General features: G+C 64.0%; 21 protein-coding genes. 5 read left to right on the top strand and 16 right to left on the bottom strand.

What is annotated here, in order from left to right:
• Positions 1-251 precede the first annotated feature (251 nt).
• From HYH08_RS36285 to HYH08_RS36315, 7 genes are all read right to left on the bottom strand, one after another.
• On the bottom strand, positions 252-1,055 hold the full coding sequence (locus HYH08_RS36285; protein WP_220014612.1) for a hypothetical protein: 804 nt from the start codon (positions 1,053-1,055) through the stop codon (positions 252-254).
• A 388-nt stretch (positions 1,056-1,443) separates the two neighbouring features.
• Complete coding sequence (locus HYH08_RS36290; RefSeq protein WP_220014613.1) at positions 1,444-2,448, bottom strand: 4-hydroxythreonine-4-phosphate dehydrogenase PdxA; 1,005 nt, start codon at positions 2,446-2,448, stop codon at positions 1,444-1,446.
• A complete protein-coding gene (locus HYH08_RS36295; RefSeq protein ID WP_220014614.1) occupies positions 2,445-3,983 on the bottom strand; it encodes a tripartite tricarboxylate transporter permease in 1,539 nt (512 codons plus the stop codon). The genes HYH08_RS36290 and HYH08_RS36295 overlap by 4 nt, the downstream gene beginning before the upstream one ends.
• An 11-nt stretch (positions 3,984-3,994) precedes the next feature.
• Positions 3,995-4,477 (bottom strand): tripartite tricarboxylate transporter TctB family protein, encoded by a 483-nt coding sequence (locus tag HYH08_RS36300; RefSeq protein WP_220014615.1) that lies wholly within the window; start codon positions 4,475-4,477, stop codon positions 3,995-3,997.
• A 229-nt stretch (positions 4,478-4,706) separates the two neighbouring features.
• Positions 4,707-5,699: a Bug family tripartite tricarboxylate transporter substrate binding protein gene (locus HYH08_RS36305; RefSeq protein ID WP_220014617.1), complete on the bottom strand. Its 993-nt coding sequence runs from the start codon at positions 5,697-5,699 to the stop codon at positions 4,707-4,709.
• Between the two features lie 50 nt (positions 5,700-5,749).
• The gene (locus tag HYH08_RS36310; protein WP_220014618.1) at positions 5,750-7,003 is read right to left on the bottom strand and encodes a CaiB/BaiF CoA transferase family protein; all 1,254 of its coding nucleotides are present in this window, start codon (positions 7,001-7,003) and stop codon (positions 5,750-5,752) included.
• Between the two features lie 9 nt (positions 7,004-7,012).
• On the bottom strand, positions 7,013-7,807 hold the full coding sequence (locus HYH08_RS36315; RefSeq protein ID WP_220014619.1) for an enoyl-CoA hydratase/isomerase family protein: 795 nt from the start codon (positions 7,805-7,807) through the stop codon (positions 7,013-7,015).
• A gap of 118 nt (positions 7,808-7,925) precedes the next feature.
• Between HYH08_RS36315 and HYH08_RS36320 the strand changes: the two genes are divergently transcribed.
• Positions 7,926-8,591 (top strand): GntR family transcriptional regulator, encoded by a 666-nt coding sequence (locus HYH08_RS36320; RefSeq protein WP_220014620.1) that lies wholly within the window; start codon positions 7,926-7,928, stop codon positions 8,589-8,591.
• Between the two features lie 190 nt (positions 8,592-8,781).
• Positions 8,782-9,753: an MBL fold metallo-hydrolase gene (locus HYH08_RS36325; RefSeq protein WP_220014621.1), complete on the top strand. Its 972-nt coding sequence runs from the start codon at positions 8,782-8,784 to the stop codon at positions 9,751-9,753.
• A 60-nt stretch (positions 9,754-9,813) separates the two neighbouring features.
• Here the strand turns inward: HYH08_RS36325 and HYH08_RS36330 are convergent, their stop codons facing one another.
• Entirely contained in the window at positions 9,814-10,542 is a 729-nt protein-coding gene (locus tag HYH08_RS36330; RefSeq protein WP_220014622.1) for a haloacid dehalogenase type II, read from the bottom strand.
• A gap of 166 nt (positions 10,543-10,708) precedes the next feature.
• Here HYH08_RS36330 and HYH08_RS36335 point away from each other — a divergent pair, with 166 nt between their 5' ends.
• A complete protein-coding gene (locus tag HYH08_RS36335; protein WP_220014623.1) occupies positions 10,709-11,905 on the top strand; it encodes a hypothetical protein in 1,197 nt (398 codons plus the stop codon).
• 75 nt (positions 11,906-11,980) lie between these two features.
• Here HYH08_RS36335 and glpX read toward each other — a convergent pair whose 3' ends face one another.
• The 4 genes from glpX to HYH08_RS36355 form a co-directional block, all read right to left on the bottom strand.
• Entirely contained in the window at positions 11,981-12,982 is a 1,002-nt protein-coding gene (gene glpX / locus HYH08_RS36340; protein ID WP_220014624.1) for a class II fructose-bisphosphatase, read from the bottom strand.
• Positions 12,983-13,075: 93 nt separating this feature from the next.
• Positions 13,076-14,392: a homoserine dehydrogenase gene (locus tag HYH08_RS36345; RefSeq protein ID WP_220014625.1), complete on the bottom strand. Its 1,317-nt coding sequence runs from the start codon at positions 14,390-14,392 to the stop codon at positions 13,076-13,078.
• Positions 14,393-14,421: 29 nt separating this feature from the next.
• On the bottom strand, positions 14,422-15,642 hold the full coding sequence (locus HYH08_RS36350; protein ID WP_220014626.1) for an LL-diaminopimelate aminotransferase: 1,221 nt from the start codon (positions 15,640-15,642) through the stop codon (positions 14,422-14,424).
• A 233-nt stretch (positions 15,643-15,875) separates the two neighbouring features.
• Positions 15,876-16,151 (bottom strand): hypothetical protein, encoded by a 276-nt coding sequence (locus tag HYH08_RS36355; protein WP_220014627.1) that lies wholly within the window; start codon positions 16,149-16,151, stop codon positions 15,876-15,878.
• Between the two features lie 258 nt (positions 16,152-16,409).
• Here HYH08_RS36355 and HYH08_RS36360 point away from each other — a divergent pair, with 258 nt between their 5' ends.
• On the top strand, positions 16,410-18,227 hold the full coding sequence (locus HYH08_RS36360; protein WP_220014628.1) for a PHA/PHB synthase family protein: 1,818 nt from the start codon (positions 16,410-16,412) through the stop codon (positions 18,225-18,227).
• Between the two features lie 63 nt (positions 18,228-18,290).
• On the top strand, positions 18,291-18,689 hold the full coding sequence (locus HYH08_RS36365) for an MAPEG family protein (protein WP_220014629.1): 399 nt from the start codon (positions 18,291-18,293) through the stop codon (positions 18,687-18,689).
• Positions 18,690-18,692: 3 nt separating this feature from the next.
• On the opposite strand, the gene HYH08_RS36370 is transcribed toward HYH08_RS36365, so the two are convergent.
• From HYH08_RS36370 to HYH08_RS36385, 4 genes are all read right to left on the bottom strand, one after another.
• Entirely contained in the window at positions 18,693-19,286 is a 594-nt protein-coding gene (locus HYH08_RS36370; RefSeq protein ID WP_220014630.1) for a class I SAM-dependent methyltransferase, read from the bottom strand.
• A gap of 198 nt (positions 19,287-19,484) precedes the next feature.
• The gene (argC, locus tag HYH08_RS36375; RefSeq protein ID WP_220014631.1) at positions 19,485-20,468 is read right to left on the bottom strand and encodes an N-acetyl-gamma-glutamyl-phosphate reductase; all 984 of its coding nucleotides are present in this window, start codon (positions 20,466-20,468) and stop codon (positions 19,485-19,487) included.
• 43 nt (positions 20,469-20,511) lie between these two features.
• Positions 20,512-21,561: an N-acetyl-gamma-glutamyl-phosphate reductase gene (gene argC / locus HYH08_RS36380; RefSeq protein WP_220014632.1), complete on the bottom strand. Its 1,050-nt coding sequence runs from the start codon at positions 21,559-21,561 to the stop codon at positions 20,512-20,514.
• Positions 21,561-22,241 (bottom strand): FMN-binding negative transcriptional regulator, encoded by a 681-nt coding sequence (locus tag HYH08_RS36385; protein ID WP_220014634.1) that lies wholly within the window; start codon positions 22,239-22,241, stop codon positions 21,561-21,563. Before HYH08_RS36385 ends, argC (HYH08_RS36380) begins: the two co-directional genes overlap by 1 nt.
• Between the last annotated feature and the right edge of the window lie 164 nt (positions 22,242-22,405).

Consider the following 22,405-nt stretch of genomic DNA (forward strand, 5'->3'; position numbering starts at 1 on the left):
ATCGCGCTTATGGACGCGTTCGAGATGCATGACACCAAGTGATGCCGTGTCTGCTTTGGGTCATTCGCGTCGGTCGAGCTGAGGCGCGCCGGCTTCCGGTCCACCCTGAAAAGCCGACATTCTCAGTTCGGCAACGAACGTCGCAGTCGGGCCATGAAGAGACTCATGCACCGCAGCAATGTGGGCTCAGGAGCAGGCATCCTTGTTGCCAGACTGACGTATCAAGTGTTGCCTGCGCGGGCTGGCTGGGCCTATTTTTCGACAAATGAATCCAAGAGCAACAGAAACCGCTTCCTGATCTCGTCCGCTTGGTAAACGTATTTGCGACTGAACTCTAAAACCAGAACGCCGTATTGCGCCCCGGTCGGCCCCGCAACAGTGCAACCAGGATTCTTGTCCGTGATCTTCTCGCAGCTGAAAATCAAAGGGCCTTCAGTCGTATCCTTCAAAAACAGATCGGAATTAGAAGCCTCACATAGTCTGTAACCGGAATCGACCTGACGAAAAGCACCTTGGCCTTTCTCTGCACACCAACGATCCCACTCAAGCCGTCTTTTGGACCAGTCCAGCTCCTCCTGGCGCCCTCGGATAGTCGCATTCATCTGGTCTCGAAGTCCGCCGTAATGCGGGGGCTTTAAGAACTTATCGGCAGTGTTAGCCGTCCTTGGCACCAAGTCGGGAAGCAGGACGTGAATCTCGAACGTGGTCTCTTTGAGATCGGCACCTGGCCGGTTTAAATCCACTAGATAATTGCGCGGGATCTTGTAGACCTTTTTATCAAAAGCGATTGGGATCGGCCTCGTATCAAGAGAGACATACTCTTGAAAGAGTTCTTCCTCAGACGCATGCCTATCTACCATCGCTTCAAAGGACTCATGGCTCTGCAGCAGCGGATCTTGGTCAGCAGGGAGATAAATAACTCTGTAGCCCAGGAACGAGCCTGCGATCAGCGCAATCGCAGCGACGGTGCCGGCAAGCCACCTCATCGTGCCCTGCGTTTCCGCGCGGTTGCGATCGCTGGCCGAATAGTATTGCCTACGTCCAAACTCAGTCATGTCCGCGCTCCGCAGCGAGGAAGGGCATCGGGCGCTATCCTTGCGCTAAAAAAGCGAAGAGCTTTCAGCCCGAGCTGACTTCTCCCAGCTTCATCGCGATCTTGAGTAGAGTGAACTGGTGAATTTCCCGCTTGCGTATTTGGTTTAGCTTTCGTTGCGACGATTGCTCAAAAGCTTTGCTGGAACTCGGAACCGGCCGCAAGAAGCAACCGCCATCAAAAGTCGGCAATGGGTCACAAGCCGCCCTTGGCGGGTTGTTCGCCTTGGTCGGCTCATCTCCTGGAAGCAGGCTTTTTGGCTCTTCGACGCAGTTCGGCAACGGCTCATTTGCGGGCCTGGGAAAGCACCCAATGATCCGGCTTATGGTGAAGGTTGAGCCCTCGCGCAATCACTCCGCCCGGCGCGCCGCCATCTCCGCCGCGAGCAGCAGTGCAGCGCGGCTGGCGCCGATCGAGGCGATCCCCTGCCCCGCGATGTCATAAGCGGTGCCGTGGGCGGGCGTGCAGATCGGGAACGGGAAGCCGCCGAGCAAGGTGACGCCGCGATCGAACCCCATCAGCTTCATCGCGATCTGGCCCTGGTCGTGATACATCGTCAGCACGGCATCGAAGGCGCCGGCCTTGGCGCGCAGGAACACGGTATCGGCCGGAAATGGCCCCTCGGCGGCGATGCCGTCGCGCTGGCCGGCTGCGACCACCGGCGCGATCACATCGATCTCCTCGCGGCCGAAATTGCCGCCGTCGCCGGCGTGCGGATTGAGGCCGGCGACCGCAATGCGCGGGCGTGCAAAGCCGGCATTGCGCATGCAGGCATCGGTCAGCTTCAGCGCGCGATGGATGCGTTCGCTGGACAGGTTCGCCGCGACATCCTTCAGCGGAATGTGCGAGGTGACGCGCGCGTTCCAGAGCCGGTCGAGCACGTTGAATTCGCTCGCCGGGGTCTTGAGACCAACCACCTCCGCCGAAAACGCGATCTCGTCGTCATATTCGGCGCGGGCCAGCCGCATCGCATGCTTGTTGAAGGGAGTAAAACAAACGGCGTCGGCGCGACCGTCGCGGCCGAGCTCGAGTGCATGCTTGTAGTTAGCCAGCGCGAATTGGCCACCGGCGAGGGTCGCCGTCTTCGGCTCGACCGCACCGGCATCGAGGTGACGGAGATCGACGAACAGCGCCTCGCCCTTTGCGGCCCGAAGGTCGGTGCCCTGCTCCACCATCGTCATCTCAGGCTTGACGGCTGCAACGCGCGCGCCTTCGTCGAAGATGCGGCGGTCGCCGATCACGGCAATCCGGCAGCTCGCGCGGATATCGTCCTGCACCACCAGCTTGGCCGTCAGCTCCGGGCTGATGCCGGCGGGATCTCCCATCGCCAGTGCAACGAGCGGCTTTGCGGTCATATGATCACCTTCTCCTGAGCGGTCGTCTCGTTGGTGGGCGGCGCCGGCTTGCGAAAGGGGCGCGCCAGCTGAAGCACGAGCGGGAGCAACAGCAGCGCGATGCCGCCCACGATCAGGCAGGTCACCAGCTTGTTGGCGAAGAAGATGCCGAGCGATCCCTTCGACATCAGCATCGATTGCCGGAACGCATCCTCGGCCTTGTCGCCGATCACGATCGCGAGCACGAGCGGCGCCAAGGGATAGAACAGCTTCTTGAAGAGATAGCCGACGATGCCGAAGCCGAGCATCATGACGACGTCGAGATAGGAGTTCGACACCGAATAGGCGCCGACGACGCAGATGATCACGATCAGCGGCGCGATGATGACGAAGGGAATCCGCATCAAGGCGGCAAAGACCGGCACGGTCAGCAGCACCAGCGCGACCGCGACGATGTTGCCGACATACATCGAGGCGATCAGGCCCCAGACGAAGTCCTTCTGGTCGACGAACAGCATCGGGCCGGGATTGAGGCCCCAGATCATCAGCCCGCCCATCATGACCGCCGCGGTCGCCGAGCCGGGAATGCCGAGCGAGAGCATCGGCAGTAGCGCGCTGGTGCCGGCGGCATGATCGGCGGTCTCCGGCGAGATGATGCCTTCGACCTCGCCGGTGCCGAAATAGCGGCCGCGGCGCGAGAAGCGGCGGGCGATGCCATAGCTCATGAAGGACGCCGCGGTCGGGCCACCGGGCGTGATTCCCATCCAGCAGCCGATCGCGGCACTGCGCAGCAGCGCCAGCGCATGCCTGGGCAGGCGGCCAACCGCGCGGAACACCTCGCGCCAGTCGATCTTCGAGGACACGGCGCGGGCGTGAAACTCTTCCTCCACCGCAACCAGCAGCTCGCCGATGCCGAACAGGCCCATCACCGCGACGACGAAGTTCACGCCCTTGACCAGTTCGTCCACGCCCATGGTGAGACGGACGCTCCCGGACACCGTGTCGATGCCGATGGCGGCGATCGCAAAGCCGATGGCGAGTGCCACGACGGTCTTGATCGGCGCCGCGCCGCCCATGCCGACGAAGCTGGCAAAGGCGAGGAAATAGACCGCGAAATACTCCGCAGGCCCGAAGGCGAGCGCGACCTCTGCCACCCAGGAGGCGAGGAAGGTGATCAGGATGACGCCGACAAGCGCGCCGAATGCCGCAGAGCCGAAGGCGGTGGCGAGCGCCGTAGTCGGCCGGCCGTCGCGCGCCATCGGATATCCGTCGAAGGTGGTTGCGACCGAGGACGGCTCACCCGGGATGTTGAACAGGATCGAGGTGACGGAGCCCCCGAATAGCGCGCCCCAATACATGCTGGAGAGCAGGATGATCGCCGAGACCGGCTGCATGCCGAAGGTCAGCGGCAGCAGCAACGACACGCCGTTCGGCGCGCCCAGCCCCGGCAGCACGCCGACGAGGATGCCGAGCAGCACGCCGACGCACATCAAGGCCAGATGCGGCACGGTGACCGCGATGGTGAAGCCGTGGAGGAGCTCGGGGAGATTATCCATCGGCCCTGCCCCTAGAGGCCGAACGCGGCGGCGAGCGCGCCGTGCGGCAGGCTGACCTGGAACATGCGCTCGAACACGACGTAGAGCCCGAGCGCCGTTGCGGCGGCCATCGCGAGCGCGCGCGGCACGGATTGGTGCCTGGGGATCGCCAGCACCGCGAAGACATAGAGGGCTGAGGCGAGATACATCCCCAGCAGCGGGATCGCCGCGACGAAGATCGCGGCTGGCACGAACAGGCTCGTGAGACGGCGCAGCTCGAGGGGCGTGATGGCGATGGGGACGTTTGCGAGCGATGCAGCCGGCAGCACGCCTCGCACCAGATTATAGAGGCTTCCGCTCACGATGATGATGCCGGTCAGAAACGGGAACGTGCCGGCGTCCACGCCCGCGCTCGACCAGCCGATGCCGTTGTCCAGACTCTGGACCACGACGGCGACACCGAAGCTGCCGGTGAGGATGGCGGTCGCAAGTTCGAGGGCGCGGCGCGAGATCATGGAAGGCTCCCGTCGAGCATCGGGCCCAGCATTCGGTGCCCTCCCTGCGAACGCAGGGACCCATAACCCCAGGGAGAAGTTTGGCGAAGACTGGAAGTTAAACGTTCGTCGATACGACGCTCGACATCCATCGATAGATCACGCGGTATGGGTCCCTGCGTTCGCAGAGACGACAGCGGAGCTGCGGGAGAAACCCCGCGCCCATCAAGGCTGATGCGAGCGCCCAGCCTCACTTGACCAGCCAGCCCTGCTCGCCCGCGACCTGCTTGACGTGTTCGAGGTCCTCCTTGATGAACTTGTCGAACTCGGCGCCGGTGAGGAACGTGTCGACCTGGGAGGTTTTCTCGAGGTAGTCCTTCCATTCCGGCGTCGCCTGCACCTTCCTCATGAGATCGCCGTAGTAGGCCGCCTGCTCCGGCGTGACCTTGCCGGGCAGCCACACCGTGCGCGGCTGCTCATATTGCTTGATGTCGAGGCCCTGCTCGACGCAGGTCGGCACGTCTCCCCAGCCTTCGGTCGCGGTGATCTTGGCGCCCTGCGGCAGGCGCTTCGGGCTGAACACGCAGAGCGGCCGCTGCGTGCCGCCGCGCCATTGCCCGAGGCTTTCGCTGGGATTGTTGACGTGGGAGTCGAGATGTCCGCCGGCAAGCTGCACGGCGGTCTCGGCGCCGCTCTTGAACGGGATGTAGGTCAGCTTGACCTTGCCGGCCTTCTCGATCATGCGCGTCAGCACCTCGTCGGTGTCCTTGGACTGCGCGCCGCCCATCTTGAATTCGCCCGATGCGGCCGCCTTCAGATAGTCGCCTGCCGTCTTGTAGGGGGCGTCCTGCTTGACCCAGAGCAAAAACTCGTCCTGCGCCATCGCGGCGACCGGGGTGAGATCGGTGTAGTTGAAGGCGACTTTTGAGACGAGCGGCTGCTGCCAGGCGTTCGAGGTGCCGAAGATCACCTTGTAGGGATCGCCGGCGGAGGCCTTGCCGTAGACATAGCCTTCGGCGCCGCTGCCGCCGCCCTTGTTGACGACGACGATCGGCTGCTCCGTCAGCTTGTACTTGGTGATGATGTTCTGCACGGCGCGGGCGAGATTATCGGTGCCGCCGCCCGGCCCCGCCGTCGCCACGAACTCGATCGGCTTTTGCGGTTGCCAGGCAGCGAGCACCGGCATGGTGCTCGCGAGTACGGTGACGGCCGCGGACAGCAGAAGCTTCGACGTCCCACCCATGATTTCCTCCAGCTTTTTGTGTTTGTTTTTATATTGTCTCGATCGTCAGGTCAGGCGACGCGTTCCTTGCGTCTTCCCATGGCCCGGACGATTGCGCCTTCTTTTTCGAGCGCTTCGATCTGCGTTGGGTCGAAGCCGTATTCGGCCAGCACCTCACTCGTATGCTCGCCGTAAACCGGCGCGCCCGACAGCACCTTGCCCGGGGTCTCCGAAAACTTCACGGGAAGCCCGATGGTCTTGACGGGGCCGAGCGTGGAATGCTCGACCTCGACCACCATCTCGCGCGCCAGCGTCTGCGGATCGCTGAGAGCCTCCAGCATGTCGTGCACGGGGCCGCAGGGCACGCCCTTCTCCTCGAGCGCCGCGAGCCAATGCGCGCGCGACCTCGTGCGGAAGCGCTCGCTGAGCACCGCCTCGAGCTCCTTCAAATTCGCCATGCGGTCGGCCCCGCTCACGAAGCGCGGATCGGCGGCGAGCTCGCTGGCGCCAAGCGCTTCCAGCATCAACAGCCAGTGCTTCTTGTTGGCGCCGCCGACGACGAGCCAGCCGTCGGAGGCTTCGAAAGCCTGGTACGGCGCGTTCAGCGGATGGGCCGAGCCCATCGCGCGCGGCGCGGTGCCCGCGGCCAGCGCGATGGTGGATTGCCAATAGGTCTGCACCAGCGCGGCCTCGTAGAGCGAGGTCTCGACCCATTGGCCTTCGCCGGTCTTGAGGCGGTGGGTGTAGGCCGCGAGGATGCCCATGCTGGCGAGCAGGCCGGCGGTGATGTCGGACAGCGGCGGGCCGCATTTGACCGGCGGGCCGTCGGGGCGTTCGCCGGTAAAGCTCATGATGCCGCTCATGGCCTGGGCGACGAGGTCAAACCCGCGGCGGTGCTTGTAGGGACCGGTACGGCCAAAGCCGGACAGCGAGCAATAGATCAGCGACGGGAACTCCTTATGCAGGGCCTCATAGCCGAAGCCGAGGCGCTCCATCGCGCCCGGCGCAAAATTCTCCACCAGCACGTCGGCACTGGCGATCAGCCGCCGCAGCACCTGCTTGCCGCCGTCGGTCTTGAGGTCGAGCACGATGCCGCGCTTGTTGCGGTTCATCATCAGGAAGGAGGCCGCCTCGTCGCCGAGCTTCGGCGGCACCGAATGGCGGGTGTCGTCGCCAGCAGGCGATTTCTCGATCTTGATGACGTCGGCGCCCATGTCGGCGAGCATCAGGGTGCAGGTCGGCCCTGCCATGACATGGGTGAGATCGACGACCTTGAGGCCGGCGAGCGGTCCCTGACGGCGGGAGGTGGATTGCGAGCTTTGCATCGGGGCGTCCTATTGGCCGCGCCATTGCGGCGCGCGCTTGTTGAGGAATGCATCGAGCCCTTCGCGAAAGTCCTGGCTCGTGTAGCACATCAGGATGAGGTCTTCGCCCTCGTCCTGCGTCAGCCGCCGTTGCAGGCGGGCGACCGCCTGCTTGGTCGCATTCAGCGTCAGCGGCGCGTGGCTGGCCACGAGGCGCGCGACTTCGTCCGCGCGTTTGTCGAGCGCAGCGATGTCGTCGACGACCTCGCCGAGCAGCCCGACGCTGGCGGCCTCCGCGGCGTCGACGAGCCGCGCGGTGAAGATCAGATCCTTGACGCGCGCGGCGCCGATCAGGGCGGTGAGACGGCTGACATTGGACATCGACAGGCAATTGCCGAGGGTGCGCGCGATGGGAAATCCGATCTTCGTGCTGCCGGTGCCGATACGCAGGTCGCAGGCCGCCGCAATGCCCGCCCCGCCGCCGGTGCAGAAGCCGTTGATCGCCGCAATGGTCGGCACCCGGCACTGCTCGAGCGTGGTGAGCACGCGATCGATCCGGTTCTCGTAATCGATGGAGTCCTGCGGCGTCTTGAACTCGCGAAACTGGTTGATGTCGGTGCCCGAGGCGAAGGCCTTGTCGCCGGCTCCGCGCAGCACCAGGACCTTGATGGAGCGATCCTCGTTGGCCTCCTCGCAGACCGCAGCTAAGCGCTCGTACATCGCGAAGGTGAAGGCATTGCGCGCCTGCGGGCGGTTAAAGGTGATCCGCCCGATGCCGTCCTTGCATTCGAAAACGAGGTCTTCCGCCCCCGCAGCCTGGTCCATTTCCTCGTGTCCTCTTGTTTTTTACATTTTTGAATGCAAAATCTTCAATTATCAAGCTGGAACTTCCAAATATCGGCAGATAACTTCGTTTTTGCATTCAAACAGGAGCGCAAGGTCCATGCTTCATGAAGAGGTCGTCGGCCGTATCCGCGCCATCCTGCTCGACGGCGAGATTCCGCCGGGCGCGCGGATTCCCGAGCGTGAGCTGTGCGAGCGGCTCGAGATCTCGCGCACGCCGCTGCGCGAGGCGCTCAAGGTGCTGGCCGCCGAAGGCCTCGTGCAGCTCCTGCCCCATCGTGGCTCGCGCGCGGCGAAGCTGACCGACAAGGACATGCGCGACCTGTTCGAGGTCTGCCAGGGTCTGGAGGCGCTGGCCGGCGAGCTCGCCTGCGAGCGCATCAGCGATGCCGAGATCGGCGCGATCGCGGCCGCGCATGAGGAGATGGTGCGGCATTATCGCGACGGCGATCTGCTCCAGTACTATCGCGGCAACCGCGCCATTCACGAGGGCATCGTCGCAGCGGCCGGCAATCCCGCGCTGACCGCGCTCTATGCGTCCGTGACCGCGCGGATCCGCCGCGCCCGCTATGTCACGCCGATGACGCCGCAGCGCTGGGCGTTCGCGGTGAAGGAGCACGAGGCGATCCTCAACGCGCTGCAGCGCCGCGACGGTGCCGGCCTGTCGCACATCCTGCGTGCGCATCTGCGCCACAAGCGCGAAGAGGTTTTGCAGGCGGGCTTTGCCGAGACCGACGCCAACGATCTCGCGCTGCGGATCGCGTGAATCGCAGAGAGCCTGGCAGCGAACACAATCGTGACACAATCGTCGATTGCTTTCGTGAGCGCCTGCAAGGCCTCAACCAATTCCGCTTGCGAGCCGGTTTGAACCGGCGCAGCATCGCGGCGGTAGGCCCGCGGGCCGACCATCACGCGCGAACAATCGTGCGGATCAAAACAGAAAATGGAGGAAACGCATGACACGCGATGTCTCACGTCGATCCCTGCTCGCGCTCGGTGCCGGCCTTGGGGCCAGTGCCATGCTCGGCAGCAGCGCGCTCGCGCGGGCGCCGAAGCTCGGCACGCAAACGCCTTACTGGCACCGCTTCATTCTCGGCGATGCCGAAGTGACCGTCGTGTCCGACGGCCCGCTGCCGCTCGGCGATCCCTCCGGCACCTTCACCGGCGTTCCCAAGGAAGAGGTGAAGAAGATGCTGGCCGACAATTTCCTGTCGCCGGACAATGTCGTGCTGGAGCAGAACTCGCCGATCGTGAACACCGGCGACAAGCTGATCCTGTTCGACACGGGCATGGGCTCATCAAAGCTGTTCGGCCCGACCACGGGGCGGCAGCAGAAGAGCATGACGGAGGCCGGCATCAAGCGGGAGGACATCGACGCGGTGGTCTGCTCGCATGCCCATATCGACCACATCGGCGGCATCGTCGACGACGGCGGCAAGCCGCTGTTCCCGAACGCGCAGGTCTACATCTCCCAGACCGATTTCGACTTCTGGACCGATGAAGGCAAGCTCGACGGCGCGGCCAAGGATTTCGTCGTGCACGCCCGCAAGAACTTGCTGCCGGTGCGCGACCGCATCGTGTTCTTCAAGGACGGCCAGGAATTTTTGCCCGGCGTGCAGGCGATCGCAGCGCCCGGTCACACCGTCGGCCACACCATCTTCATGATCTCGTCGGCCGGAAAATCCTTCGCCTTCCTAGGCGACCTCTCGCACCATTCCGTGCTCCTGCTGGAGCGGCCGCGGATGGAGTTCTCCTACGACACCGACCCGAAGCAGGCCGCGGAGTCGCGCGTAAAACTGCTCACGATGCTGGCGGCCAACAAGGTCCCGGTGATGTCCTATCACTTCGCCTGGCCGGGCTACGGGCACGTCGCCAAGGCCGGCGACGGGTTCCACTATTATCCCGAGCCGATGCAGATGACGTTGTAGGCAGCACGTCCGCTCTGGGCGGCCTGTGAGCCACCCAGGGCTATGTATACCGATCCGAGGTCAGCACCCGAGCTCGTCGGCGACGCCGCCAAAATCCTTGGCGACGATGTCCCAGTTGCCGGTGGCTTCGAAGTCGATCTTCTGGTGCGGACCGTATTCGGTCGGGCGCGCAACGAAGGCGGTCTTCAGGCCATAGCTCTGCGCGGCCTTGAGATCGTAATTATGCGCCGCGACCATCATCACCTCTTCCGGCTTCAGGCACAGCAGCCTGGCGGCGCCGAGATAGGTTTCGGGATCGGGCTTGTAGTGCTCGAACAACTCGGCCGACATGATGAGATCCCAGGGGAGCCCGGCGAACTTCGCCATGTTGGTGAGCAGCGCGACATTGCCGTTCGACAGCGGCGAGATGACGAATTTCGTCTTGAGGCGGGTCAGGCCGGCGACGCTGTCGGGCCAGGGATTGAGGCGATGCCAGCCTTTGGTGAGGTAATCGAGATCGGCTTCGGTGAGGCCCTTGATCGCAAACTTCTCGACCAGCTTTTCCAGCGAGCGGCGGTGCAGATCGTCGAGCATGACGTAGCCGTTCTGCGGGTTCTTGCGCACCTCGTCCATCGAGGCCGAGTAGACCGCACGCCAGCCGTCGACTAAAGCGGTCCAGTCGGCGCTGATGCCGCGCTGCTTGCCCCACCACATGAAGTCGGTGATGAGGCTGGTGCGCCAGTCCACGACCGTGCCGAACACGTCGAACACGAGGGCTTTGACGCCGGAGAGATCTGATTTCGGTGTCATGTTTCGCTCCGCGGATTTTTCCTGCACCCGGTTGGCTCCGGTCGAGATCGAGGGCTTTAAAGCATGATCCTTTCCGTGCAACAATAGCGGTCGCCTGCCACGTCAAGCTCGTCCGCAACGAGCGATGTGACCAGCGTGAACCAGTCGGGGCGCGCGTGCATCAGCCATGACGACCATTCCTGTCGCGTACATATTGCTTGAAGATGCCCGCCTCCCCGACGAGGCGGCGCTGATCCGGACATTGCGCATTCGTCATCCCGAAATGCAGTGGAGCGGAAGCCCGGTCGCACCAGGCGACGGTGCTGACGGTCCGATGTTCATCCGTGCCGGCGATCATCTCATGACGATCCTCATGATGCCGGCGCCGATACCTTATGATCAGCAATTGTGGCAGCGCGCCTCGTGGCTATGGCCGGAGGCTTTCCACCGCGCCGGCCGCCACCGTGCGCATCTTGTCGTCGCGCCGATGGGATCTGCCGAAAACAATGCTGAAACGAAGGCGCTTGGGTACGCCGAGAACGCGCATCTCACGACAGCCTTCGTGGGTGCCGTGGTCGCAGCGCTGCCTGGTGTTGTCGCCGTGGTCTGGCAGGGAAACGTGGCTCGTTCGCCCGAGATGTGGCTGGAGCAATCGCGCAGCGCATTTGCCCCTTATCCAGATCAACCGTTCGCATTGTGGATCGAAATTGTCCCCTACCGTTCCGGCAAGACCGTCGGAGCCTATACGGTGGGATTGTCCGCGTTCACGGGACGAGAGATCGAGTTCGAGGTGGACGGGCTCGATCAACGCAGCGTCACCGCCCGCGTCGCCCAGTTTTCGGCATACCTGATCGGAAACGGCCCGGACGCCGTACCCAAGAGCGGCGCAGTGTTCGAGGCCGACTCCGAGATTGATCATCGCGTCGCGGTGCTCCACCGCAACTCGCGCTTCAACATCGGGCCGGTGATCTCATTCTCGTCCCTTGATGACCGGTCGGGAAGGATCAGGACCTATCCGATCATTCCCCCGGCCATCGCCCGGAATCACCCGCTGCTGCTGATGCTGGGCAAGGTCGGGCTTTTCGATCCGGCACAGGCCGAGAACCAGATCAGGCTCAGGCCGGATCACTACCAATCGGAAGTCCGCCTCGAGAGCTTCGATCAAGGACTCTCGCAGGCACTGTCCGGCATGATGGCAAGCGACAGCTATGCTGCAGCCGACACGAACGCGCGCCGCGCGCTCGCGAATGGGGACATGGCCTCCGCGAAGGCCCTTCTCCAACCCTGGGCCGATGACGTCGGCCAGCTTCAGTCGGCCGCGAAGCTCGCTCTGACCTTGTGCGACGCGTTCCTGTTTATGCCCGCGCCGCCTCACAGTCCGTAGCAGTCACGCGATGGATCAAGCCCGCAGCACGCGCCCGACCAGGGCGGTCGAACGATCGCGCGGGAGGTCGCGGCCTCAATCCAGATGGAACTTCGCGAGCTCGCGGTGTTCGGCCTTGATGTAGCGCACGGTGCCGGTGACGGAACGCATCACCACGGTCTCGGTCTCGATCACGCCGTCCTTGCGGAATTTGACGCCGGAGAGCAGCGAACCGGTGGTGACGCCGGTGGCGGCGAACAGGCAGTCGCCGCGCGCCATGTCCTCGATGCCGTAGATCATCTTGGGATCGTTGACGCCCATCTTCGCGGCGCGCTCTACCTTCTCGCCGGAATCGAGGATGAGGCGGCACTGCATCTGGCCGCCGATGCAGCGCAGCGCAACGGCCGCGAGCACGCCTTCCGGCGCGCCGCCGGTGCCGAGATACATGTCGACGCCGGTGTTGTCGGGGTCGGCGCAGTGGATCACGCCGGCCACGTCGCCGTCGGTGATCAGGCGCACGGCGGCGCCGGTCGAGCGTACGCTCTCGATGATGCTTGCATGGCGCGGGCGGTCGAGCACGAGCACGGTGATGCCTTCGGGCTTCACGCCCTTGGCCTTGGCGAGGCGGCGGACGTTGTCGGCCGGCGAGGCGTCGAGTTCGACGACGCCCTTGTCGTAACCGGGACCGATCGCGAGCTTCTGCATGTAGACGTCGGGGGCGTGCAGCAGCGTGCCGCCGTCGGCCATCGCCATGGTGGCGATCGAGCCCGGCATGTTCTTGGCGCACAGCGTGGTGCCTTCGAGCGGGTCGACCGCGATGTCGACCTCGGGGCCGGCGTTCAGGCCAACCTTCTCGCCGATGAAGAGCATCGGCGCCTCGTCGCGCTCGCCTTCGCCGATCACGATGGTGCCCTGGATCGGCAGCTTGTTGAGCTCGCGCCGCATGGCGTCGACGGCAGCCTGGTCGGCGGCCTTCTCCTGGCCGTGCCCGCGCAGCCGCGCTGACGACACCGCGGCCCGCTCCGTCACGCGCACGATCTCCAGCGTGAGAATACGCTCGAGCAAGGCATGCGGGGGGACTTCAATATGGGTCGACATCGGCTAACTCCTTCGAAACCGTTTGGGACAGGATGCCCTGCCCGCATCAACTCGTAACACCCACAGTTCGTTCGAACCGTGTCATTGCATGCTCTAGTTCTTCTCGATCCTGATGACCTGCGGCCGTCCGCTGATCACCTTGTCCTTCTGCACGGCGGCGAGCGCGCGGCGCACCGCGTCCTCATGCGTTGCGTAGGTGATCAGGATCACGGGCACAGGCACCGCCTTGCCGTCTGCGGGCGCAGCGCCGCCATTGGGATGACGCTGCACGATCGACTCGATCGAAATCTTCTGCTCCGCGAGCCGGGTCGCGATCCGAGCCGCTGTGCCCGGGAAATCGCGCGCCAAGAGACGGATGTAGTAGCCGCCCTCATGGCGCTCCATCGGCGCCTTCTTTGTCTCGTGGAGCTGCGCGATCGGCCGGCCGAACGGATTGGCGCGGATGCCGCGCGCAACGTCCGCGATGTCGGCGACGACGGCGGATGCGGTCGCGGCTCCCCCGGCACCGGGACCGACCAGCGTGATCGGCGGAATGCCCTCGCCATCGATCGTGACCGCGTTGGTGACACCCATCACCTGCGCGATCGATGAGGATTTGGGAACCATGGTCGGATGCACGCGCTGCTCGATGCCCTTGGCGGTGCGCACGGCAACGCCGAGCAGCTTGAGCCGGTAGCCGAGATCGTCAGCGGCGCGGAGATCTTCCGGCGCGATGGAGGAGATGCCTTCGACATACACCGCGCCCTGAGCAACTTTCGTGCCGAAAGCGAGGCTGGCGAGAATGGCGAGCTTCTGCGCGGTGTCGTGACCGTCGACGTCGAAAGATGGGTTGGCCTCGGCATAGCCGAGCCGCTGCGCGTCCTTGAGACATTCGGCAAAGGACAGACCCTCCTGCTCCATCCGGGTCAGGATGTAATTGCAGGTGCCGTTGAGGATGCCGTAGACGCGGTTGATGCCGGTTCCCGCAAGACCCTCGCGTAACGTCTTGATGACAGGGATCGCAGCGCCGACCGCTGCCTCGAAATTCAGCGCGCCGCCGTGCTTTTCGGCGGCCTTTGCCAGCTTCAAACCGTGCTTGGCCAGCAGCGCCTTGTTGGCGGTGACGACCGATTTGCCGGCATTGAGCGCAGCTTCAACCGCAGAGAGAGCGGGATCGCCGGCGCCACCCATCAGTTCGACGAAGCAGTCGACCTCGGGATGCGTGGCCAGCGCCATCGGGTCCTTGGCCCATTCGACGCCGCGCAGATCGATGCCGCGCTTCTTCGCCTTTGAACGCGCAGTCACAGCGACGACACGAATGCCGCGGCCGCTGCGGCCGGAGAGCACGCGGGCCTGCGTTTCAATCAGACGGACGACTTCGGCACCCACGGTGCCGAGCCCCGCTATGCCCACTTTCAGGGGTGCAACCATGATGCCTTGAGAAAACCTGTCGAAGAGAATTAGCGCCGGTTGGCGAGCGGAACGACGTTGTGCAACGTTTCGATGCCGCTTTCAAGGAAGCGGCGCACGCCGCGCGCGGCCTGCCTGATCCGTTGCTCGTTTTCCACCATGGCGATGCGGACATATCCTTCACCATGCTCGCCAAAGCCGACGCCGGGCGACACGGCGACGCCGGATTTTTCCACCATCAGCGTCGCGAACTGCATGCTGCCGACGCTGCGGAACGCCTCCGGCAGCGGCACCCAGGCGAACATCGAGGCCTCCGGCGGCGGAATCTCCCAGCCGGCACGGCCGAACGATTCCACCAGCGCGTCGCGGCGCTTGCGATAGGTGTCGCGCATCTCCTTGATGCAATCATCGGGACCGTTCAGCGCGGCGGTCGCGGCGACCTGCACGGGGGTGAAGGCGCCGTAGTCGAGATAGGATTTGACGCGGGCGAGCGCTGCGATGACGCGGTCATTGCCGACCGCAAAGCCCATGCGCCAGCCGGCCATCGAATAGGTCTTCGACATCGAGGTGAACTCGACGGTGACGTCGATCGCGCCCGGCACCTGCAGCACCGAGGGCGGCGGATTGCTCTCGTCGAAATAAACTTCCGCGTAGGCGAGATCGGACAGGATCAGGATCTCGTGCTTCTTCGCGAAAGCAACGAGGTCCTTGTAGAAATCGAGGCTCGCGACATAGGCGGTCGGGTTCGAGGGATAGCAAACCACAAGTGCCAGCGGCTTCGGAATGGAGTGGACGATCGCGCGCTCCACCGCCTCGAAGAATTGCGGCGTCGGCTCGGAGGGCACGGAGCGGATCACGCCGCCCGCCATCAAAAAGCCGAAGGCGTGAATCGGGTAGCTCGGGTTCGGACAGAGGATGACGTCGCCGGGCGCGGTGATCGCCTGGGCCACGTTGGCAAAGCCCTCCTTGGAGCCGAGCGTCGCCACCACCTGGGTGTCGGGGTTGAGCTTCACGCCGAAGCGGCGATCGTAATAGGCGGCCTGGGCCCGGCGCAGGCCGGGGATGCCGCGGGAGGCCGAGTAGCGGTCGGTGCGCGGCTTGCCCAAGGTCTCCTTGAGCTTCTCCAGCACATGGGGCGGCGCCGGCAGGTCCGGATTGCCCATGCCGAGGTCGATGATATCGGCGCCGGCATTCCGCGCAGCCGCCTTGGCCCGGTTGACCTGCTCGAACACGTAAGGCGGAAGGCGGCGGATGCGGTAAAACTCGTCCATGGCTCTCTGGGCTCCCGGCAACCGGTCAGGACAGAATCGACTGGTATCGAGTGGCGCAGATGACGACACCCGCCCGCCGGCTAAAATGGCTCAAAATCAAACACTTAGAGCAATCTTCGACTGCGGGACCTGAAATCGTTCGCCCTGACTCTCGGCTGAACTGAGGTCTTTTAGCACGGCAAGGCGGGGGCGCCAGCGATTACCTTGCGCACGGCCTCACTCTCCGCGCAAGCTCACTTGGCCTCCTTGGCGGCGATGGCTTGGCGTTCGCGCGCGGCGGCAAGCTCGGCTTCGATCTTGGCGCGTTGGTCCGGCGGGATGATCGCTTGGTCGCGATCCGGCGGCAGATCGTGCACCGGCAGGTAAGTGCCGGGCTCCCTGGGATGGGCTGGCGTGTCTGTGGATGTGTAATCCGCCAGCTGACTCGAACAGCCAGCCAGGGCAAGCGCCGCCATCAGCAGCGCGCCAAAGATCGGCAGCGACTTTTGCAGGTCCCTCAACGCCAACACTTGGGAAATCCCCTACTCGTCCCAACGCCAGGCTGTAGGGAGCTTATCCCAACAACCTGCCCAAGCTCAAACCATTGCTGCCCACAAATGGTTAAGAGCTAAGAAAACATCCAAGGCCCCAATGGTCCAAGAGTTGCACCCCGATTGTGACCAAACCAAGAAGCCTTCTCGCAGTGCAGCACATCTTGCCGCGTGTTTAGCGCCAAAGATGCGAGCTTCGCGGTGACGAATACGGAATGAATCGTTACTGTTATCTTCATGAGTACCGCCACGATCGATACGCCCCAGTCAGGCAACAAGTCCGAGACGAAGTTCGATGCGGAAGCCTTCGCGATGAACGTCGCGCGGGCGATGGAGAGCGGCGGCAAGGCGCTGGCCGCCTATCTCAAGCCGCGCGAGAGCGGCGAAGTGCAGGACCGCCCGCCGGCCGAGCTCGCCGAAGTGGTCAAGACCTTCACCTCGGTCGCCGAATACTGGCTGTCGGACCAGTCGCGCTCGACCGATTTGCAGACCAAGCTCGCCAAGGACTACCTCGACCTCTGGGGCTCGGCGGCGCGCCGCATGGCCGGACAGGATGCCGCACCCGCAATCGCGCCCTCGCCGCGCGACAAGCGCTTCGCCGATCCGGAATGGAAGTCGAACCAGTTCTTCGATTTCGTGATGCAGCTCTATTTGCTCACGACCAAGTGGGCGCAGGAACTGGTGCGCGATGCCGAGCTCGATCCGCAGACCCGCCGCAAGGCCGAGTTCTACGTCCAGCAGGTCACCAACGCGATCTCGCCCTCGAACTTCGTGCTGACCAATCCGGAGGTGCTGCGCGAGACGGTCGCGAGCAGCGGCGAGAATCTCGCGCGCGGCCTGAAGATGCTGGCCGAGGACATCGCCGCCGGCAAGGGCATGCTGAAGATCCGCCAGTCCAACCCCGACAATCTCGTCGTCGGCGTCAACATGGCGACGACGCCGGGCAAGGTGATCTTCCAGAACGAGTTGATGCAGCTGATCCAGTATGCGCCGACCACGGAGAAGGTGCTGCGCACGCCGCTGCTGATCGTGCCGCCCTGGATCAACAAGTTCTACATCCTCGATCTCAAGCCGGAGAAATCCTACATCAAGTGGTGCGTCGACCAGGGCATCACCGTGTTCGTGATCTCATGGGTCAATCCCGACAAGAAGCTCGGTGCCAAGAGCTGGGAAGACTACATGAAGGAAGGCCCGCTCACGGCGATGGACGTGATCGAGAAGGTCACCGGCGAGATGAAGGTGCATACCGCAGGCTATTGCGTCGGCGGCACCATGCTCGCGACCACGCTGGCCTGGCTCGCCGAGAAGCGCCGCCAGCGCGTCGCGTCCGCGACCTTCTTCGCGGCGCAGGTCGACTTCACCCATGCGGGTGATCTCCTGGTGTTCGTCGACGAAGAGCAGATCGCAGCACTCGAGCAGGACATGAAGGCGGCCGGGGTGCTCGAAGGCTCCAAGATGGCGATGGCCTTCAACATGCTGCGCTCCAACGACCTGATCTGGTCCTACGTCGTCAGCAACTACCTGAAGGGCCAGCAGCCAAGCGCATTCGACCTGCTGCACTGGAATTCGGATGCGACGCGCATGACCGCGTCGAATCATTCCTACTACTTGCGCAACTGCTATCTGGAGAACCGGCTGTCGGCGGGCACGATGGTGCTCGACAACACGCTGCTCGACCTCTCCAAGGTCAAGGTGCCCGTCTACAATCTCGCCACCCGCGAGGACCACATCGCGCCGGCGGAATCGGTGCTGTACGGCTCGCAATTCTTCGGCGGGCCGGTGAAATATGTGCTGTCGGGCTCGGGCCACATCGCCGGCGTGGTCAATCCGCCCGCCTCGAACAAGTACCAGTACTGGACCAACGACAACATCAAGGCGTCCAATCTCGCCGAGTGGATGAAGGGCGCGGTCGAGCACAAGGGCTCGTGGTGGCCGGACTGGCGGCAATGGCTGGCCAGCCTCGATCCCGAGGAAGTTCCGGCGCGCAACGTCGGCAGCGAGGCCGCGCCGCCGATCGAGGACGCGCCCGGCAGCTATGTCAGGGTTCGCGCATAGCGCAATGGCGCGCGCTTTCGTATAAGCTCGCTTTCAGCACAGCGACGAATGAGGGACCGGGTTATGACGCGTGAATTGTTCTGGCTGACGTGTACGGTGATCCTGACCGGCATTCTCTGGATTCCCTACACCATCAACCGCTGCCAGGTCCGCGGCCTCAGCGGCGCAATGGCCAATCCCTCGCGCGGCGACAAGCCGCAGGCCGAATGGGCGAACCGCCTGATGTTCGCCCACGACAACGCGGTCGAGAACCTTGTGCTGTTTGCGCCGCTGGTGCTGATCCTGAACGCGATCGACTATTCCTCGAAATGGACCGTGCTCGCCTGCGTCGTCTATTTCTGGTCGCGCGTCGCGCATCTGATCGTCTATGCGCTGGGAGTTCCGGTGTTTCGCACCCTCGCCTTCTTCGTCGGCTTCCTCGCGCAGGCCGTGCTGGCGCTGGCGATCTTCAGGGTGCTCTGAGGATCAAGCCGACACTTTCCGAACGACGAGATTGAGCATGTTGGCCGGCGTCTCGTCAAAACTCTGGATCACATTGGTGTCGGATGACAGCGTGGTCCACGGTCCCGCGCTGGCGTAGGTCGCCGCGAGCCATTCGGGCGATACGTAACTGTAATAGCGGCCGAGGCTGTCCCGGCCGTCACTCTCGCCCATCTTGTAGCTGGCATAGAACACGCCCGACGGTTTGAGCGCGCGATGAATCCGCGCCAGAATTCCGGAAAGCTCGTCGCGTGGCACGTGCAGCAGACAGGCGCTCGCCCAGACGCCGTCATAGGCCGCTTGCGCGTCCAACTGGTCGAACCGCATCGCCTCGACGGGCTGGCCCAAGCGCTGCGAGGCGATCGCCGCCATTTCCGGCGAGCCGTCGGTTGCTCGCACCGCAAAGCCTTCGGCCAGCATCACCGCCGAATGATGTCCGGCACCGCAGCCGAGCTCGAGAATCGCACCGCCTTGCGGCAGTAGGGCGAGAAAAGCCATGAGCCGCGTCGAGGGCGCTTTCTTCCAGCCGGCATAGGCCGCTGCGTTCTCCCGGTAGAATGTCAGTGTGATCTCATCCATGGGCTAGTTGCCTCCGAAGCCTCGAGCAGTCTGCCCATTCCGGCGGCAGCCATCAACCGCAGGCCTGCCCTGCCCGATAGATGACAGTGCGGCAGAAACCCGGGACCCAGACGGCCAAGATTTAGCAAGACGAATGGGCCCCGGCTCTGCAGCGCACCGCCAAGTGGCGCTGCGCTGCGTCCGGGGCACGAGACAGCCTTACTGATCAGCGAGCCCCAGCATCAGCCGCATGTTCTGCACGGCTGCGCCAGAGGCGCCCTTGCCGAGATTATCGAGCCGGGCGACCAGCACCGCCTGGTGGTACTTGTCGCTGGCGAAGACGTAGAGCTCGAGCATGTTGGTCTCATTGAGCGCCTCCGGCTCGATCCGGCCGGCCTTCGACGCCTCGTTCTGCAGCGGCATCACCGAGACGTATTTCGAGCCGGCATAGCGCTTGGCCATTGCGGCCTGGAGATCCGTGCCGCTGGGCTTGCCCGGCAGCGTGTCGAGCTGGAGTGGCACCGAGACCAGCATGCCCTGCCGGTAATTGCCGACCGAGGGAATGAAGATCGGCCGCCGCGTCAGGTTCGCATAGAGCTGCAGCTCGGGCAGGTGCTTGTGCTCGAAGCCGAGGCCGTAGAGTTCGAAGGCCGGCGCGCTGCCATCCTCGAAGCTCGCGATCATCGACTTGCCGCCGCCGGAATAACCGCTCACCGCGTTGACGGTGACGGGATAATCGGGAGGCAGAAGGCCGGCATCGACGATCGGCCGCAGCAGCGCGATGCCGCCGGTCGGATAGCAGCCGGGATTGGAGACTTTTTTTGCGGCCTTGATCCTGGCCGCCTGGTCCGGCGCCATCTCCGCAAAGCCATAGGCCCAGTCCGGCGCGACCCGGTATGCGGTCGAGGCATCCAGCACCTTCGGGCCTGCAGCACCCATGCTGTCGACCAGCGCAACGGTTTCCCTGGCGGCATCGTCGGGCAGGCAGAGGATGACGAGGTCCACCTCCTCCATCAGCGCCTTCTTGGCCGCGGGGTCCTTGCGCTTGTCGTCGGGAAGCGTCTTCACGACGACGTCGTTCTGGAGCTTCAGCCGCTCGTTGATGCCAAGGCCGGTGGTGCCGGAGCCGCCGTCGACGAAGACGGTGGCGGGCTTCCCGGCTGCGCCGGTGGTCGGGGCTTTGGTGGTGTCCGTAAGGCTCATGATACGCTCCTTTCGAGCATGTTCGTGTTCGTGGCGCTTCGCCTTATGGAAACAGCGCGATCTGCTCCAGGCCCGCGGTCTCCGGAAATCCGAACATCAGGTTCATGTTCTGGATCGCCTGACCAGCCGAGCCCTTCACCAGATTGTCGAGCGTCGAAAGCACGATCGCCCGACCCTTGATGCGGTCGGCGACGACGCCGATCTGAACATAGTTGGAGCCGCGCACGTTCTGCGTCTGCGGCAGCACGCCCTTTTTGGCGACATGCACGAACGGCTCCTTGGCGTACGCATTCTGCAGCGCCGCCCGCAGATCGTCGGGCGTTGCACCCTTGAGCTTGACGTAGGAGGTGCAGAACTCGCCCCGCGCCATCGGAATCAGATGCGGCGTGAAATTCACCGTTACCGCCGAGCCCGCCGCGAGGCTGATTTCCTGCTCGATTTCAGGCGCGTGCCGGTGAGTGCCGACCGAATAGGGCGACAGCCCCTCGCCCGCTTCGCTGAACAGCGTGTTCTGCTTCAACCCGCGGCCGGCGCCGGTGATGCCCGATTTCGCGTCGATGATGATGTCATCAACGTCGATCAGCCTGGCCTTCGCCAGCGGAACCAGCGCCAGCAACGCTGCGGTCGGATAACAACCGGGACAGGCAACGAGCCGCGCGGAAGTGATCTTCTCCCGGTAGAATTCGGTCAACCCATAGACAGCCTCGCCCTGCAATTCGAGCGCGCGATGCTCGTGGCCGTACCACTGCGCGTAGGTGTCCTTGTTGCGCAGCCGGAAATCCGCGGACATGTCGAGGACCTTGATCTTCGGGTTGGCCTTGAGCACGGCCGCGATGATCTCCTGCGTGGTGCCGTGCGGCAGCCCGCAGAGCACCGCGTCGAGCTTGGTCCAGTCGACCTTTTCCCACTCCACGAGTTTTGGCAGGTCGAGCATGAAGAAGTGCGGAAACACCTCGCTCATCGCCTTGCCTGCATGGGTGTTGGCAGTGAGCGCCGTGATCTCGACATTCGGGTGCCGCGCCAGCAGGCGCACCGCGTCGGCTCCGGTATAGCCGGACGCGCCGAGAATGCCGATCTTCTTCTTAGTGTTCATCACACGCCCCCTTCAGGCGTAACCGCGCGTTGTGCTTGTACCGTATCCGTTGCAAAGGCCAACGGTCTCGCTTCACGCATCAGGCCTGCGATCGCGCGCGAGTCCGGATCCGTCTGCGAGCCCAGCAGATCGGCGATCGCCGAATAGTCGGCGTCGGACTTGTGCTGGTTGAGCTTGAAGCTGCCTTCGACCTCTTCAACATTCATCACCAGACCGACGATCCCCTTCTTCATCGCCTCGAGCCGGCCTGCCGTCATCTTGGCCGACGTCCACGGCTGCTTCGGCAGCAGCCAGCTCTCGAACTTGTCGCTGAGCGTGTCGATCTGCACCGCCAGCTCAGCGTCCGACAACAACCGCACCGGTCCGCTCAGGTGCACCGCCTGGTAGAGCCATGTCGGCACCTGATCCGGCGAGACATACCAGTCGGGCGATACATAGGCATCGGGGCCGTTGACCGCGAGCAGCCAGGACGCGCCACCCGCAAGCTTTAGCAGCGGATTGTGACGGGCAAGATGAAAAGCGGCCTGCGGCGTGCCGTCGGCGGCATAGGTCAAATAGAACGGCAGCGGGGATGCGACCGGCTTTTGGCCGTCGAAAGCGCACATGGTGCCGAAGCCGCGCGCCTCGGCGAATTTCAGGCTCGCGGCGCGATCCTGCTTGAAATGGGGTGGCGTGTACATCGTGGTCTCCTGCTGGGCCTCCTAAGGGGGCCGCCGGATCAGATCGCGCTGACAGGAGAGAGAGAATGCCGCGGATCGGGTCCAGCGGCAAAGACGATGATCTCAAACGCGATCGACCGCCCAAACCGCTAAAGAGCGGCGGCGGCGACGGGCGAACAGGGTGG

Origin of the sequence: Bradyrhizobium sp. BR 10289 (assembly GCF_019455385.1) — a bacterium.
GTDB lineage: Bacteria > Pseudomonadota > Alphaproteobacteria > Rhizobiales > Xanthobacteraceae > Bradyrhizobium.